The following is a 16,651-nucleotide window of genomic DNA, read 5'->3' as shown; positions in this document are numbered from 1 at the left end:
GGCCCTGGTGGTCATTACTTATTTCAGCAGCGTCTGCTCGCTGTCCGGCAGCGGATGCAGCAGGCCGTCGTGCTGTGGCCGGTCATCAAACATATCAATAATCAGGTATTTCAGCGCCTCGACGTTTGGCGTAAACGCATCGCGTCGCCACATCAGCCAGGTAGCGGTATCGCGATAGAGCGGCGGCAGCGCGTGCTCCTGTACCCGCTCGCGCGCCGGCATCTGCGCCAGCACGGAGGCGGGCAGCATTGCCACGCCGCCGCCGCCCGCCACGCAGGCAACCATCGCGTGATAGGACTGGATCTCCATGACGTTGCGCGGTGCGCTCTGGCTGTCGCGGTACCAGCTCTCCAGCCGGGTGCGGTAGGAGCAGCTGTTGCCAAAGGCAAACAGCGTATCCTGCTGGGTATCGCGTGCGCTGAGGATCGGCGGATGTTCAGGGCTGGAGATCAGCACCATCTCTTCGCTGAAGGCGATACAGCCGTTCAGGTCATCATAGGGAGCCGGACCATCAACCAGCGCCGCCGCCAGCGTGCCGGCGCGCACTTTGTCGATGATATCGCCCGATGTGCCGGTCACCAGGGAGAGCGCCACCGCCGGGTAGCGCTGATGATAGGCGGCCAGCAGCGCCGGCAGGCGGGTAGCTGCCGTGCTCTCCATTGAACCAAAAGCAAAATTGCCGCCTGGCTCACCGGCGCGGGCGATATTCAGCGCTTCATCGCTCAGCGCCAGAATACGGCGGGCGTAGTTGAGAAAATTATGCCCCATCGGTGACAGACGCATGCGCTGCTTCTCGCGGATAAACAGGTCAACCCCGATCTCCTCTTCCAGCTGGCGCAGGCGCGTAGTGAGATTAGAGGGCACGCGATGCAGCTGTTCAGCGGCACGCGCCAGAGAACCGGTATCGGCTACACAACAGAACATTCGCAGCTGAACTAAATCCATCTTCTCATCCCGTAAACAACAAGTGCAATGTTATTCATATTTTGTGAGTCTAAACTGCCCGCCGGCGGCTGGCAAGTGCGTTATTGCCGCTTTTGCAGTTTAGCCAGGCGCGCTGCTGATAAGTGTAGTGATAGCGACAGCAACAGCCGCTTTTTTGCGCCTTTTGGTGCCGCGCACGCGCACGTGCTGATTGCCAATCAGATTGATTACTGGATTAAGCCTGCGTTGTGTTTCACAATACGCGCTCAGAATTTCCCCCGCGGGCTATGTTCCGCGGGCGCATCACCTGCCGGAGAATGAGAACGATGAGCACCTTAAGTCAGGAAGCCGCCCTGGTTCATGAAGCGCTGCTGGCGCGCGGTCTGGAAACGCCGTTACGCGCCCCGGTGCGCGAAATGGATAGCGAAACGCGCAAGCGTGAAATTGCCGGTCACATGACGCAAATCATGCAGCTGCTGAATCTGGACCTGGAAGATGACAGCCTGATGGAGACGCCGCATCGCATCGCAAAAATGTATGTGGATGAGATTTTCTCAGGTCTCGATTACGCCAACTTCCCGAAAATCACCGTTATCGAAAACAAAATGAAAGTGGACGAGATGGTGACGGTGCGTGACATCACGCTGACCAGCACCTGCGAACACCATTTTGTGATCATCGATGGCAAGGCGACGGTGGCCTACATTCCCAAAGACAAAGTGATTGGCCTGTCGAAAATCAACCGCATCGTGCAGTTTTTCGCCCAGCGCCCGCAGGTGCAGGAGCGCCTGACGCAGCAGGTGCTGGTCGCGCTGCAGACGCTGCTTGGCACCACTAACGTGGCGGTGTCGATTGATGCAGTTCACTACTGCGTAAAAGCGCGCGGCGTGAAAGATGCGACCAGTGCAACCACGACCACGTCGCTGGGCGGGCTGTTTAAATCGAGCCAGAATACGCGTCAGGAGTTCCTGCGCGCGGTACGTCATATCTGATCCCCAGGCGGCCCCGGTGCCGCCTTTTTTGATGGCTGAGGGCCGCAATGCAACGCTACCAGGCGCTGGATTTTATTCGCGGATGCGCGGTTCTGGGCATTTTGCTGCTCAATATTAGCGGCTTTGGCCTGCCGTCAGCCGCCTATCTTAATCCCGCCTGGCAGGGCAGCGTTACGCCGCAGGATGCCTGGACCTGGGCGATACTGGACGGGCTGGCGCAGCTGAAATTCCTCACGCTGTTTGCACTGCTGTTTGGCGCCGGACTGGCGCTGCAGATCCCCCGCGGTAAGCGCTGGATCAGCACGCGCCTGACGCTGCTGGTGCTGCTCGGGTTTATCCACGGCGTCTTCTTCTGGGAAGGGGATATTCTCCTCGACTATGGGCTTATCGGCCTGATTATCTGGCGTCTGCTGCGTGAAGTGCCCTCTGAGCGTGCGCTGTTTCAGACCGGCGTGCTGCTCTATCTGGTCGGCTGTGCGGTGCTGCTTATCTTCGGAGCGATCTCCGGCAATCAGAGCAGCAGCGGCTGGCAGCCGGGTGCCGCTGTGCTGGAGTATGAAAGTTACTGGAAGCTGGTGGGCGGCTGGGAAGCGGTACGCAACCGGCTCGATCTGCTCGCATCAGGCCTGATGGCGCTGGCATCCCAGTATGGCTGGCAGCTGGCGGGGCTGATGCTGATGGGTGCCGCGCTGCTGCGCTGCGGCTGGCTGACCGGTGAGTTCAGCCTGCAGCACTACCGGCGCGCCGCACTGCTGCTGCTGACGACCGGCTGGCTAATCGCGGTGCCGGGTATCGTTGCGCAGTGGCAGCTGCAGTGGGCGCAGCGCTGGACCAGCTTTTATCTGCAGGTGCCGCGCGATCTCGCCTCGCCTTTTATCAGCCTCGGCTATGCGGCGCTCTGTCTCGGCTTCTGGCCTGCGCTCGCGCGTAACCGGCTATGCAACCTGATTCAGGGAGTGGGGCGCATGGCGCTGAGCAACTATCTGTTACAGACGCTAATCTGTACCACGCTTTTCTACCGGTTTGATCTCTTCCTGCACTTTAACCGGTTACAGCTGCTGGCGCTGGTGCCCGTTATCTGGGTAGTCAATCTTCTCTTCTCAGCGCTCTGGCTGCGCTATTTTCGTCAGGGGCCGCTGGAGTGGCTGTGGCGCTGGCTGACGCAGCGTCTCTCTGCAACCGGCACCGCAGTGCCGCCTGTCAGATAATGACCTGCATCACAAAGATCGCATAAAGCAATGTAACCGTTTTCATTGATGTGAGCTGTTTCACGTAGCTGAAGTCTGCGGCCTGACACTATAGCGCTATTACGCGCCCGTCGCGTCTTTCAGCCTTTGTGGAACCGCTGCATGATAACGATTCGTGATGTCGCCCGACTGGCGGGAGTTTCTGTTGCCACCGTGTCGCGCGTGCTCAATAACAGCAGTGCCGTCACCTCTGATACCCGCGACGCCGTGCTGCAGGCGGTGGAATCGCTGGGCTATCGTCCGAACGCCAACGCACAGGCGCTCGCCACCCAGGTCAGCGACACGATTGGTGTCGTTGTCATGGATGTCTCCGATCCCTTTTTTGGCGCGCTGGTGAAAGCGGTGGATACCGTGGCGCAGCGGGTGCATAAGCATGTTCTCATCAGTAATTCCTGGCATCAGGAAGATAAAGAGCGGCACGCCATTGAGGTGCTGATCCGTCAGCGCTGCAATGCGCTGGTGGTACATGCGAAAACGCTTTCAGACGCTGAACTCACGCAGTTTATGGATCAGGTGCCGGGAATGGTGCTGGTTAACCGGGTGATCCGCGGCTACGAGCATCGCTGCGTCTGTCTCGACAATGTAACCGGTGCGCAGGTTGCCACCCGCATGCTGCTGCAGCAGGGGCATCAGCGTATCGGCTATCTCAGCTCCAGCCACCCGATTGAAGATGTGGCTCAGCGCCGCGATGGCTGGCTGCAGGCGCTGTCAGAGCAGGGTATCCAGCCGGCAGAGGCGTGGATCGCCCATGCTGAACCCGATATGCAGGGCGGTGAAGCCGCGATGGTGGAGCTGCTCGGGCGCAATCTGCATCTGACCGCCGTGTTTTCCTATAACGATGGCATGGCGGCTGGCGCCCTGACGGCGCTGAAAGATAACGGCATTCAGGTGCCGCAGCATTTTTCTGTCATCGGTTTTGATGACATTCCTATTTCCCGTTACACCGATCCCCAGCTGACAACCGTACGCTATCCCATTGTTTCTATGGCAAAACTGGCAACAGAGCTGGCGCTGAAAGGCGCAGCCGGTGAGCTGGATCCTCAGGCATCGCACTGCTTCATGCCTACGCTGGTGCGGCGTCACTCAGTGGCCCAGCGACAAATTGTGGAGTCGATCACTAATCCAGGCGATAGCGCCATGTAACCGTTTCCAATATGTGATTACATTCACAGTTAATTACCAGACCGCTCACTATGATGGCAGCGTCTTACCGGACTGAAACATCATGAAACGCCGGGTCACGCCTCTCCGGACAGGTTTCAGTAGCCGATTGAAATGGTTCACAACACTCTTCAGGAAGCGGTTACGTACAGGGAAGTCAGGATAGGGAGAGCGGTCCGGCCAATGCCTGCGCCTGCTCCAGAATGATAGCGTTTCAACCGACTGCGTTCGCTGCCCGCAGGCAGCAGGGCGCAATGAAATACCCTGCATAATTAAAACCGGAGATACCATGAATAAGAAGGTTTTCACGCTCACAGCACTGGTTGCCAGCATGATGTTTGGTGCAACTGCACACGCCGCCGATACCCGCATTGGCGTGACCATTTACAAATATGATGACAACTTCATGTCAATGGTGCGTAAGGATATCGAGAAAGAGGCGAAAACGCTGGGCGGCATTCAGCTGCTGATGAATGACTCGCAGAATGACCAGTCCAAACAGAACGATCAGATTGACGTGCTGATGGCCAAGGGCGTGAAAGCGCTGGCAATTAACCTGGTAGATCCGGCAGCGGCAGCGGTAGTCATCGACAAAGCAAAAGCCAATGACGTACCAATTGTGTTCTTCAACAAAGAGCCGAACGCCAAAGTGCTGGCCAGCTATCCGAAAGCCTATTATGTCGGTACAGACTCAAAAGAGTCAGGTATCAAACAGGGCGAGCTGATTGAGAAGCACTGGAAATCGACGCCAGCCTGGGATCTGAACAAAGATGGACAGATTCAGTTTGTCCTGCTGAAAGGCGAGCCAGGCCACCCGGATGCTGAAGCGCGTACCAAATATGTTATCGACACCCTGAACAAAGATGGCATCAAGACGCAGCAGCTGGCGATGGATACCGCAATGTGGGATACCGCTCAGGCGAAAGATAAAGTCGATGCGTGGCTCTCCGGTCCGAACGCTAACAAAATTGAAGTGATCATTGCCAACAATGATGCAATGGCAATGGGCGCGGTTGAAGCGCTGAAAGCACACAACAAATCAAGCATTCCGGTGTTTGGTGTTGATGCGCTGCCAGAAGCGCTGGCGCTGGTGAAATCGGGTGCGATGGCGGGTACCGTGCTGAACGATGCGGAAAACCAGGCGAAAGCCACGCTGGATATCGCGAAGAACCTGGCAGATGGCAAAGAGCCAACCGCGGGCACTAACTTCAAGATGGAAGATAAAGTGGTTCGCGTGCCTTATGTCGCCGTAGATAAAGAGAACCTCTCTCAGTTTGCGAAGTAATCTATTCCGGGCGCGGCAATTTGCCGCGCCTTATTGCATCTGCATACGCTTTTTTTAGCCAGGTAAATTATGGCCAGTGAGAATCCGACCACACAGCGTGAATATCTGCTGGAGATGACGAATGTCTCGAAATCATTTCCAGGGGTGAAAGCCTTAGATAATGTGAATTTGAAAGTGCGGCCGCACTCCGTCCATGCCTTAATGGGTGAAAACGGTGCCGGAAAATCGACATTATTAAAGTGCTTATTTGGCATCTATAAAAAAGATACGGGGAGTATTCTTTTTCAGGGCCAGGAGATTGACTATAAAAGCTCCAAAGAAGCGCTGGAAAATGGCGTCTCAATGGTGCATCAGGAATTAAACCTCGTGCTGCAGCGCAGCGTGATGGATAATATGTGGCTGGGTCGCTACCCGCGTAAAGGGCCATTTGTCGATCAGGACAAAATGTATCGCGATACCAAAGCGATCTTTGATGAACTCGATATTGATATCGATCCGCGCGATAAAGTGGCGAATCTTTCTGTATCGCAGATGCAGATGATTGAAATTGCCAAAGCGTTCTCCTATGACGCCAAAATTGTCATTATGGATGAACCGACCTCTTCGCTGACGGAAAAAGAAGTTAACCACCTGTTTACTATTATTCGTAAACTAAAAGATCGCGGCTGCGGTATTGTCTATATCTCGCATAAGATGGAAGAGATCTTTCAGCTGTGCGACGAGATCACCATTCTGCGCGACGGACAGTGGATCGCCACTCAGTCGCTGGAAGGGCTGGATATGGATAAGATCATCGCCATGATGGTGGGTCGTTCGCTCAATCAGCGCTTCCCGGATAAGAGCAACGTGCCGGGCGAGGTGATTCTGGAGGTCCGCAACCTCACTTCACTGCGTCAGCCCTCGATTCGCGATATCTCATTTGACCTGCATAAAGGGGAGATCCTCGGTATCGCCGGGCTGGTGGGTGCCAAGCGTACCGATATCGTTGAGACGCTGTTTGGCATTCGTGAGAAGTCGGGCGGAACTATCCGGCTGCACGGCAAAGCGATCAACAACCACAGTGCAAACGAGGCGATCAACCACGGTTTTGCGCTGGTGACAGAAGAGCGTCGCTCCACCGGGATCTACGCCTATCTCGATATCGGCTTTAACTCGCTTATCTCCAATATTAAAAAATATAAATCCAGTATCGGCCTGCTTGATAATAAGCGTATGAAGAGCGATACCCAGTGGGTTATTGACTCGATGCGGGTAAAAACGCCAGGTCACCATACGCAGATTGGCTCGCTTTCAGGCGGTAACCAGCAGAAGGTCATTATTGGCCGCTGGCTGCTGACCCAGCCGGAAATATTAATGCTTGATGAACCTACGCGCGGTATTGACGTAGGGGCTAAATTTGAAATTTATCAGCTGATTTCAGAACTGGCCAAAAAAGAGAAGGGCATTATTATTATCTCCTCAGAAATGCCAGAGCTGCTGGGTATAACCGATCGTATTCTGGTAATGAGTAACGGTCAGGTAGCCGGTATTGTCGATACAAAAACGACCTCGCAGAATGAAATCCTGCGTTTAGCGTCATTACACCTTTAATGAAGCAAGGGCTTTAAAATGAAAGCGACTACTAAAAAGAATGCGCTAACCTGGTTAAAAGAGGGCGGTATTTACGTCGTCCTGTTTGTTCTGCTGGCGATTATTATTTTCCAGGATCCGACGTTTTTAAGTTTAATGAACCTGAGTAACATCCTGACGCAATCGTCGGTGCGTATTATTATCGCGCTGGGCGTGGCCGGGCTGATTGTGACTCAGGGTACTGACCTCTCCGCCGGGCGGCAGGTTGGCCTGGCGGCGGTAGTGGCGGCGACGCTGCTGCAGTCGATGGATAACGCGAACAAGGTTTTCCCGCATCTGGAAACCATGCCGATTCCGCTGGTTATTCTGGTAGTGTGCATTATCGGCGGCGTGATTGGCCTGGTAAACGGCGTGATCATCGCATACCTCAAGGTAACGCCGTTTATTACCACGCTGGGTACGATGATCATCGTGTATGGTATTAACTCCCTCTACTACGATTTTGTCGGTGCCTCGCCGATCGCCGGCTTTGACGCGGGCTTCTCCACCTTTACCCAGGGGTTCCTGCGCTTTGGTGACTTCAAGCTCTCGTTTATCACCTTTTACGCCATTATCGCTATCGTGTTTGTCTGGATCCTGTGGAATAAAACCCGCTTCGGTAAAAACATTTTTGCGATTGGCGGTAACCCGGAAGCGGCAAAAGTTTCAGGCGTTAACGTGCCGTTCAACCTGATTCTGGTCTATGCCCTGTCAGGTGTGTTCTATGCGTTTGGCGGTCTGCTGGAAGCGGGCCGTATTGGCAGCGCCACCAACAACCTCGGCTTTATGTATGAGCTGGATGCGATTGCCGCCTGCGTGGTGGGCGGCGTCTCCTTCGCCGGCGGTGTGGGTACGGTCGCAGGCGTCGTGACCGGGGTAATTATCTTTACCGTAATCAACTACGGCCTGACTTACATCGGCGTGAACCCTTACTGGCAGTACATCATCAAGGGCGGCATCATTATCTTCGCCGTGGCGCTGGATTCACTGAAATACTCGCGCAAGAAATAAGCGTGAAGTAACGGAAAAAGGCTGCGCTGGCGCAGCCTTTTTTTATGGCTGCCGGCCGCAGCAAAGGCTACTTACGCAGCTTCTCTTCCAGCTCCAGCAGCTGTTCAGGCGTGACCGCCGGATAGCTCTGCGCATCTTCCGGCACCGTATGCACTGCCGGAATCGGCACCAGCGGTCCGAGAAAACGCGGCTCGCGCTTCATCAGATAGAGATCGGCCATCGCGCCCAGTCGGGCACCGACTTCGCGTGCGCGCACCGACAGCATATTTTTCGGCGAGGGTACGGCATAGCACTGTGCCTGAATGCCAAGGTGCAGCGCAATGTAGAGCGCCCGCTCGCAGTGAAAGCGCTGGGTGATAATAATGAAGTCGTTGGTGTCAAACACCTTGCGCGTGCGCACAATGGAGTCGAGCGTGCGAAAACCGGCATAATCCAGCACGATGTCGGCCGGATCGACGCCAGCTTTAATCAGATCGCGTCGCATGGTGGCGGGCTCGTTATAGCTCTGCTGGGCGTTGTCGCCGCTCAGCAGCAGGTAGTTAACTTTGCCGCTGTTATAGGCGTTGAGCGCGCCCTGCATGCGATAGAGGTAATACTGATTAATGACGCCGGCACGATAATATTTCGCGGTGCCCAGTACCACGCCAACCTGACGATGCGGCAGCGAGGCGACATCTTCATAGATAAACGGCGCGGTTTTCCAGCTGATCCAGCGATCAAGGCCGAGCGCGGTCGCCACCATCGCTAAGATGATGATGATCAGAGCAAAGAAAACGCGTTTCAGCATGCGCGCGGCAACTCAACAGGCAGGATTCAGGGTGCTTCAAGGCTACTTGAGCCGGGGCGGCTAAGCAAGCTCACCCCGGCTGGCTGATGTTTTTTTCGGCAGTGCCGGATCGAAATCCGGCGCTGAGGCGATCAGATAGAGGTACGGCGGTAGTGGCGATACTGCGGCAGCCAGAAGTTGTTGTGAACCGCTTTAGAGAGCACATCCTCCGACGTTACCACGGCAACGCCAGCCAGCTGTGCCGCTTTGCCCACTTCCATCGCAATCAGTTTAGAGACGCCCTGAATATCTTTGATCTCCGGCAGGACCGGACCTTCGCCGTCGTTAACCAGCGGCGAGCAGTCAGCCAGCGCGCGGCTGGCGGTCATCAGCATGGAATCGGTCACGCGCGTTGCGCCCGCGGCAATCACGCCGAGTCCGATGCCCGGGAAGATATAGGAGTTGTTGCACTGGGCAATCGGATAGGTTTTGCCTTTCCAGGTCACCGGTGAGAACGGGCTGCCGGTGGCAACCAGCGCGGCACCGTCGGTCCAGGCGATGATATCCGCCGGCGTCGCTTCCACGCGTGACGTCGGGTTAGAGAGCGGCATCACGATAGGGCGTTTGCAGTGCTTATGCATCTCGCGAATGATCTCTTCGGTAAACAGGCCTGGCTGGCCCGATACGCCGATCAGAATATCGGGCTGCGCGTTGCGCACCACATCCAGCAGCGAAATCGTGTCGCTGGTGACGTCCCAGGCTTTCAGATTGTCACTTTTCTGCACCAGCCTGCTCTGGAAGTCGAGCAGGTTTGGCAGCTTGTCGGTGAGCAGACCAAAGCGGTCAACCATCATGACGCGCGAACGCGCTTCATCATCGCTCAGTCCTTCAGATTTCATCTGCGCAACGATCTGTTCAGCAATACCACAGCCTGCAGAACCGGCGCCGAGGAAGACCACTTTCTGCTCGCACAGGCGGCTGCCTGCGGCGCGGCTGGCGGCAATCAGGGTACCAACGGTAACGGCTGCGGTGCCCTGAATATCGTCGTTGAAGCAGCAGATTTCATCGCGATAGCGCTGCAGCAGCGGCATAGCGTTTTTCTGTGCAAAATCTTCGAACTGCAGCAGGACGTTTGGCCAGCGACGTTTCACCGCCTGAATAAATTCATTCACAAACGACTCATACTCTTCGCCGCTAATGCGCGGATGACGCCAGCCCATATAGAGCGGGTCGTTGAGCAGCTGCGGGTTATTGGTTCCGACATCCAGCACCACCGGCAGGGTATAAGCCGGACTGATGCCGCCGCAGGCGGTATAGAGCGACAGTTTACCAATCGGAATACCCATGCCGCCGATGCCGAGGTCGCCCAGGCCCAGAATGCGCTCGCCATCCGTGACCACAATAACCTTCACATTCTGCTTGGTGGCGTTCTGCAGCATGTCTTCGATGCGATCGCGATTGTTGTAGGAGATAAATACGCCGCGCGCGCGACGGTAAATTTCGGAGAAGTGCTCGCATGCCGCGCCCACGGTCGGGGTGTAGATAATCGGCATCATCTCTTCCAGATGATTATCCAGCAGGCGGTAGAACAGGGTTTCGTTGGTATCCTGGATATTGCGCAGATAGACGTGCTTGTCGTTGTTGTTTTTGAAATCCAGGAACTGACGCCAGGCGCGTTCCGCCTGCTCTTCAATAGTCTCCACCGCATCCGGCAGCAGGCCATTAAGATTAAATTCGTTTCGCTCTTCCAGAGAGAAGGCGCTGCCTTTATTCAGCAGCGGAAATTCCAGCAGAATCGGACCCGCATAGGGGATATAGAGCGGGCGTTTACTTTCGTACTCGAGTTCCATGCAATGTTTGCTCCGGTTGCAGTGTTTGCTGACGTATCGCTACGAAAAGGTCACGCCAGATCTGATTATTGTGAAGGTCTGGCGCCCGATCCTATGAAAATTCCGGCAGATGTACAGCTTTTGTTAACAGCAGGTCACAAAAGCGGTAAAAGGATCACTAAACGGATGTTTTTGAAACTAAAGTAATCGTCAGCTCACGGCAGCCGAGCGCGGCCAGCGTCGCCCGCGTGGCGTCCGCCTGCGTCAGCGTACCCTCTGCAGACTCGGCCAGCGCCGCGCGGCGAATAGTTTCCAGCGGTTCATGATGCATATTCATCAGGATCAGCGCGGCCTGCAGCGGCGGCAGGCTCGGGTTGAAGGCGGCATTCTCCGCATAGCGGCCGCTGTAAATGGCGCCGCTGTGGCTCTCCAGCGCCACACCGCTGTAGCTGAAGCTGTAAGGCGCGTGGCTCTGGCTGGCTGCCCGGATTGCCGCCTGCTGCAGCGCATCGCCGGCAGGGGCAAAGGCGTGGTCAACCGGCGTCATCAGCCGTTCGGTAATATTGAGGTCGGCAGGACCAAATGCATCGGGCAGGTAGTGGGCCAGCGTGTTCACGTCACGGCCCGGCAGGCTGATGCGGATCGCCGTGCCGCTGTTCAGCTCATTCATAAACTGACGGCAGTGGCCGCACGGCGTGTAGTTTACGGTGATGGCCGCCAGCGCCGTTTCACCGCGCAGCCAGGCGTGGGTAATCGCGCTCTGCTCAGCGTGTACCGTCTGCTGCATCGTGGCGCCGCGAAACTCCATATTTGCCCCAAAATACCAGTGGCCGCTGACGCCACGCGCGATAGCGCCAACGTTAAAGCGCGAGAGCGGCGCAACCGCACAGCAGGCGGCGAGCGGCAGGAGCGCCAGCGCCAGCGCATCCTCTTCCAGTCCGGTGACCTGCTGCAGCTGTATCAACTCGTCAGGGCGGAGCACGCCGTGAAAATCGGGCGCGTCCAGCAGCGGCTGCAGCGCCTGCTGCAGGGCAGCCGGCAGGTCGGAGAAAGCGGAAGAGAATCGTGGGTGCATGGTGTCAGGCCTCATTAACTCATCAGCGGCGGGGCGCCGCCTGCTGAGTTATATGTGATCCATGTCGCTATGACAATGCAAGCTGATTGAGTTGTTTCAACTTTGCGAGATCTCTCGCAAACTTTCAGCCAAACCACGCCATCAGCAGCGGAAAGATAAACGGTGCCAGTAAAGAGGTAATGATGCCGCAGATCACCAGCGCCAGCGAACTGAACGCCCCTTCCTGATAGTCGATTTCCGCCGCCCGCGCCGTGCCCAGCGCGTGTGACGCGTTGCCAATCGCCAGGCCACGCGATGCTTTGCTGCGAATGCGCAGCAGGTTCAGCAGCATGTGCCCGAATACGGCACCAAATACGCCCGCGATCAGCACGCAGATAGCGCTGATGGCCGGAATACCGTGCAGCGAGGCAGAGACCGCCATCGCAATCGGGGTGGTGACTGATTTGGGCAGGAGCGTCGCGGCGATCTCCGGTGTGGCGCCCAGCCACAGCGCCATCGCCGTGCCGGATACCATGGCGGTCAGGCTGCCAATAAAGCAGACGCTGATGATGGTTTTCCAGCGTGCGCGGATCTGATGCATCTGCTCATAAAGCGGCAGCGCTAAGGCCACGACCGCTGGCTGCAGCAGCTGATTCAGCAGTGCGCTGCCGGCAAAATAGCGCGTATAGGGGGTATGCGTCAGCAGCAGCACCGGAATAATGATGGCCATGGCTACCAGCAGCGGATTAATCAGCGAGATTTTGAGCTTTGCCGCCAGTCGGCGCGCCACAAAATAAGCAGCCAGCGTCAGCGGCAGGGACCACCAGGCGTCACTCATGCGGCTGCTCCTGTTTCGGGCGCTGCAGGCGTTCAGCGCTAAAACCCACCACCACCAGCACCATCAGCGTACTGGTGAGGCAGGAGACCACAATCGGCCCAAACTGCGCGGAAAGTACATCGGTATAGCTGATGACGCCGACGCTTATCGGTACAAACAGCAGCGCCATATAGCGGATCAGCAGATGGCAGCCGGGCTTTACCCAGCGGACCGGCAGAATTTGCAGCCCCAGTAGTAAAAACAGCAGCAGCATACCGATAATACTGCCGGGAATAGTAAAGGGAAGCAGGGCGGCGAGCGCGATACCGGCATAGAGCGCGGCATAGATAATCATAAAGGCGCGCAGATAGCGCCAGCAGGCAGTTAACACGTCAGACATCTCCGGCTTCGGTCATCTGTTTTACATCATACGCATTACGCGCTTAGCGTGCCAGACGTCACAAAAGCCGGCGCTGAACCAGAAACTCATAAAAAGGGCGCCCGGGTCCTCTGCGGTTTGCAGACGATGCCCGGAGCCGCAGTCAGAAGCGATAGCTGACGCTGATGGCCGCCTGAGTATCAGACCAGCCGTTATCACCCACCTGCTGACCAATAGTGCCTTTCAGGCCGAGACCACCGCCCAGCGCACCGTCCACGCCCACGCGCGCTTCGGCAATATTGCGACTGCCCTGTTGTGAGACCACTACATCATCCATGCGCACCGCGTATTCACGACTGTTGTGGATCCAGTTGGCTTCGGTGAACAGGCTGAAGCGGCGGTCGTTGCGATCGTCCTGCGCAGCATGGCTCTTCATAAAGGCTTTAACCCCCAGGCTGCTGCTGACGTTATCCTGACCGCTGCCTTGCACCAGTGTGCCGTTGCGCTCGGTATGGTCATCAGCCTTAATACCGGACCAGCCGATGCGCGCCTGCGGCTGCAGATAGAAAGCACGACGCTCGCTCTGCGCCAGCGGAATGACATAGCCGGAAGAGAGCGAGGCATTAAGCCCTTTTGAGCGATAAGATTCACCCGCTTCATCCTCACCCTCTACCTGATTGTTAAACCAGCTGTACTGCAGTGTGCTGTCTGCCCACAGGCCTTTTTCATCGGTCCCTTTGGCAAACCAGGTACCATATATACCAGTGGTATAGCCATTGATCTGGCCGCCGGCGCGGTAGCCGGTGATCCCGGATGCAGTACTGCTTTTGCTGTTGCCATAGCCCGCCATCAGGCCGACGCGGGCAGTGTCAGTAGCGGCAATATCGCCGCCGAGCAGGGTCACTACGCTGTTGGCTCGGGTACGTAGCTGGCCGTCACCGGCGTGCTGACGATTATGATCGCCGGAGACGTGCAGCCAGAGTGACGTGTACTGCTGTTCGCCGGTCAGCGGATCAAGGTACCAGGTGCCCTGACGATCGCTCATACGGGTATCGAACAGCGTGGATGCAGTGGCGAGGTTAGCAGCATAAGCGCCGCCTTCCGGGCGCAGTACTGCCACGCTTTCCCCGCCGCCGTTATTACCGCTACTGCCGTTATCACCGCCGCCGCCGTTATCACCGCCGCTGCCGTTATCACCGCCGCTGCCGTTATCACCGCCGCTGCCGTTATCACCGCCGCTGCCGTTATCACCGCCGTCACCGCCACCGTTGTCGCCACCGCCGCCGATAATCGGCAGGCCCGTTTCCAGATTAACGCGATTGGTCAGATACCAGTTTTTATTACCGCGCAGCAGGCGGTATTCATAGGCGCCCGCTACAATGCGTCCCTGCTGACGGAACGCGCTGCTGTCGGCGCTGCCCTGCACTTCAATCAGCTCAATGCCGTTATAGGTTTGCGCGCCGCGTCCGCCAAGGTTATTCACGACGATATTGGTGGTACCGCTGGCATCGCCGGTGACCACCAGCCGATCGGTACGGGCATTGTCATCATCAAGCTCGGTGCCGAATATCAGAGTGCCGTCGTTACCGGTGTAGTTGCCATCGACAGTAAGGACATTACCGGCAGCGGCGCCGGCAAGCCGGATAGTACCGGCATTGGTGGTGTCGCCCAGCGTCTGACGGTAGCCGTTCAGATCCAGTTCACCGTTGCTGCCAATATTCCAGGTGGAGGCTGTGCTAAAGGTATTGTCTGCACCTGCCCGCAGAGTCCCCCCCGTTACGGTAGTGCTCCCTGAGTAGCTATTGAGGCCAGAGAGTGTCGTTACCCCGGATGTCACCACGACATCCCCTGCACCGGTTACAGGCGAAGCAAAATTATAATTCGCATTGGTGTGGTTAAAATTCACCAGCGCGCGCGAGGTGGGTGAGGAGGCGAGCGTAATCTCCCTGGCATTGACGCGCCCGGCGCTATCAGCAACATAACCATTAATGTTGCCGACAGAGAGCATTGAGGGCGCAGTGGTGCTATTACCGCTTATCAAAAGGCTATCAGCTGCCAGCGTAGCCCCGCTCTGTACCAGTACTATGCCGGTACTCGCCAGCTGTCTGGCCACCGTTAGCGTGGTGCCATTGCCGTTCAGCAACAGGTTACCGCTATTACTTACGCTGCCTGTCAACGCGGTTGCGTCGTTCAGAATTTGTAATGTTTGAAGGTTAGTAAGCTGATTAGTAACCCGCAGAGCAGTATTATTACCACTGACGCTAAACACCGGGCCATTATTATATACCGTACCAGCTGTAACACTGGCACCGTCGGTAAACCGAATCTGACCGTTATTATTACTGAGCGTATCAGCACTGAGCGTTGCGCCTGACGCAACGGCCACCGTTCCCCGGTTAACCAGCCCGTTTAACACATTCAGTGTGACACCACGCCCGGTAACGGTCAGTGCGCCGCGGCCATCATAGCCATTCGCGATATTAACCCGGGTGCCGGCAGTCGCACCCTGAACAATAACCTTACCGCCATTATTCGTTATTGATCCAATCTGCTGGCTGTAACCATTGGTATCCAGCGTGCCTTTAGAGCGAATTTCAAATGTGGCATTCTGACCCAGTGCATTCGGCGCGCCAGCAAGCAGCGTCGCATAGTTTTGTGTCCAGCCATTATCGATCAGGTAGGAGCCTGAGAAGTTACCGCTCTTTGCCAGCGTAGTGGTACCTTCTCTGACATAAATTTCTCCCTCTCCTGCTGTATTACTGAGAAGGCTGGCATTAAAAATATAGTTATTACTGTTGTGTGAAAAGTTAATAAATGAGGTATCAGCAAGCGTTACGGATGAAGCAGAAACCGCACCTGGAGCAGGCGCGATTCCTGTAACAGAACCTCCAATTATAAAAGAAGAGGATAAACGCAGCAAAATGTTATTCGCACTTAGCAATGCGCCGTTGCCGACAGTAATTGCCACATTTCTATCTGTTGTCAGCGTGCCGAGCGTTGCGCGCGTACCGGCTCCGGACAGTACCAGATCTCCTTCACCTGCAAACCTCAGACTGTTAGCCGTAAGCTGGCTGCCGCTGGTGATAAACATACCGCCAACGCCAGGCAATGTTTCAGTTGCAGTTATGTCGTTGCGGGCATCAATCCAGTCAGCACCGTTAGCGGGCGGGGATGACGTAGTGCCCGTAACGTTACCCTGATAGGTAATGGTGGCAAATACGGTGCCTGAGCCAGATAATGCTCCGGCTATAGCGAGCGCCAGCGCAGAGGGGTTAAACAGTTTGTGGCTCATGATTCCGGGTCCTGTAATGTTGGTACATTATGAGTTGCGGCCTGAGCCGGTGTGTCTTGCTACGAGAATTAACGCTGCTGGTGGGAAAGCTAAAAGTATAGCAGGCAATAAATTAGCTAAAGCGCTGCATCATCTTAAAATAAAAACAGCATTTTGAGATGGGATTATTATTTTTTGCACATACAGCTAAGTTTTTTGTATAAAGGATGCCTGGTTTTCGGTACGACAGATATATATTTACTCTGCTTTTAAGGCAGATAATTAGTATGTCATAATAAAACAGAAT

Annotated in this window: 13 protein-coding genes; 6 read left to right on the top strand and 7 right to left on the bottom strand. The window is 56.0% G+C overall.

Annotation, left to right across the window (positions count from 1 at the left end; all coding sequences use genetic code 11):
* Window positions 1-18: 18 nt before the first annotated feature.
* Window positions 19-945, bottom strand: a complete 927-nt coding sequence (locus C1Y41_RS07840) for a LysR family transcriptional regulator (protein ID WP_039385440.1) — start codon at window positions 943-945, stop codon at window positions 19-21.
* 305 nt (window positions 946-1,250) lie between these two features.
* On the opposite strand from C1Y41_RS07840, the gene folE reads away from it, so the two are divergent.
* From folE to mglC, 6 genes are all read left to right on the top strand, one after another.
* Window positions 1,251-1,916 carry a GTP cyclohydrolase I FolE gene (gene folE, locus C1Y41_RS07835; RefSeq protein WP_039385439.1) on the top strand — a complete coding sequence of 222 codons (666 nt, stop codon included), beginning with the start codon at window positions 1,251-1,253 and terminating at the stop codon, window positions 1,914-1,916.
* Window positions 1,917-1,963: 47 nt separating this feature from the next.
* Window positions 1,964-3,124 carry a DUF418 domain-containing protein YeiB gene (gene yeiB, locus C1Y41_RS07830; protein WP_104085206.1) on the top strand — a complete coding sequence of 387 codons (1,161 nt, stop codon included), beginning with the start codon at window positions 1,964-1,966 and terminating at the stop codon, window positions 3,122-3,124.
* Window positions 3,125-3,265: 141 nt separating this feature from the next.
* On the top strand, window positions 3,266-4,306 hold the full coding sequence (gene galS / locus C1Y41_RS07825; RefSeq protein WP_039385437.1) for an HTH-type transcriptional regulator GalS: 1,041 nt from the start codon (window positions 3,266-3,268) through the stop codon (window positions 4,304-4,306).
* Window positions 4,307-4,613: 307 nt separating this feature from the next.
* Window positions 4,614-5,609, top strand: coding sequence for a galactose/glucose ABC transporter substrate-binding protein MglB (gene mglB, locus C1Y41_RS07820; protein ID WP_071668025.1), 996 nt, complete (start codon window positions 4,614-4,616; stop codon window positions 5,607-5,609).
* 69 nt (window positions 5,610-5,678) lie between these two features.
* Window positions 5,679-7,199 (top strand): galactose/methyl galactoside ABC transporter ATP-binding protein MglA, encoded by a 1,521-nt coding sequence (mglA, locus tag C1Y41_RS07815; RefSeq protein ID WP_071668024.1) that lies wholly within the window; start codon window positions 5,679-5,681, stop codon window positions 7,197-7,199.
* Between the two features lie 18 nt (window positions 7,200-7,217).
* A complete protein-coding gene (gene mglC / locus C1Y41_RS07810; RefSeq protein WP_039385433.1) occupies window positions 7,218-8,228 on the top strand; it encodes a galactose/methyl galactoside ABC transporter permease MglC in 1,011 nt (336 codons plus the stop codon).
* 67 nt (window positions 8,229-8,295) lie between these two features.
* Here mglC and sanA read toward each other — a convergent pair whose 3' ends face one another.
* The 6 genes from sanA to C1Y41_RS07780 form a co-directional block, all read right to left on the bottom strand.
* Window positions 8,296-9,015: an outer membrane permeability protein SanA gene (gene sanA / locus C1Y41_RS07805; protein WP_094111868.1), complete on the bottom strand. Its 720-nt coding sequence runs from the start codon at window positions 9,013-9,015 to the stop codon at window positions 8,296-8,298.
* A gap of 131 nt (window positions 9,016-9,146) precedes the next feature.
* Window positions 9,147-10,844 carry an NAD-dependent malic enzyme gene (locus C1Y41_RS07800; protein ID WP_039385428.1) on the bottom strand — a complete coding sequence of 566 codons (1,698 nt, stop codon included), beginning with the start codon at window positions 10,842-10,844 and terminating at the stop codon, window positions 9,147-9,149.
* A gap of 157 nt (window positions 10,845-11,001) precedes the next feature.
* Window positions 11,002-11,898, bottom strand: a complete 897-nt coding sequence (gene cdd, locus C1Y41_RS07795) for a cytidine deaminase (RefSeq protein ID WP_039386013.1) — start codon at window positions 11,896-11,898, stop codon at window positions 11,002-11,004.
* Between the two features lie 124 nt (window positions 11,899-12,022).
* Window positions 12,023-12,715, bottom strand: coding sequence for a CidB/LrgB family autolysis modulator (locus C1Y41_RS07790; RefSeq protein WP_104085205.1), 693 nt, complete (start codon window positions 12,713-12,715; stop codon window positions 12,023-12,025).
* A complete protein-coding gene (locus tag C1Y41_RS07785; protein ID WP_039385425.1) occupies window positions 12,708-13,094 on the bottom strand; it encodes a CidA/LrgA family protein in 387 nt (128 codons plus the stop codon). The genes C1Y41_RS07790 and C1Y41_RS07785 overlap by 8 nt, the downstream gene beginning before the upstream one ends.
* Window positions 13,095-13,236: 142 nt before the next feature.
* The gene (locus tag C1Y41_RS07780) at window positions 13,237-16,365 is read right to left on the bottom strand and encodes an autotransporter outer membrane beta-barrel domain-containing protein (RefSeq protein ID WP_104085204.1); all 3,129 of its coding nucleotides are present in this window, start codon (window positions 16,363-16,365) and stop codon (window positions 13,237-13,239) included.
* Window positions 16,366-16,651 lie beyond the last annotated feature (286 nt).

Origin of the sequence: Pantoea sp. ICBG 1758 (assembly GCF_002928325.1) — a bacterium.
Taxonomy (GTDB): Bacteria; Pseudomonadota; Gammaproteobacteria; order Enterobacterales; family Enterobacteriaceae; genus Pantoea; species Pantoea eucrina.
The sequence above is the reverse complement of the archived record's forward strand: the minus strand, read 5'-3'. Positions and strand labels throughout refer to the sequence as shown.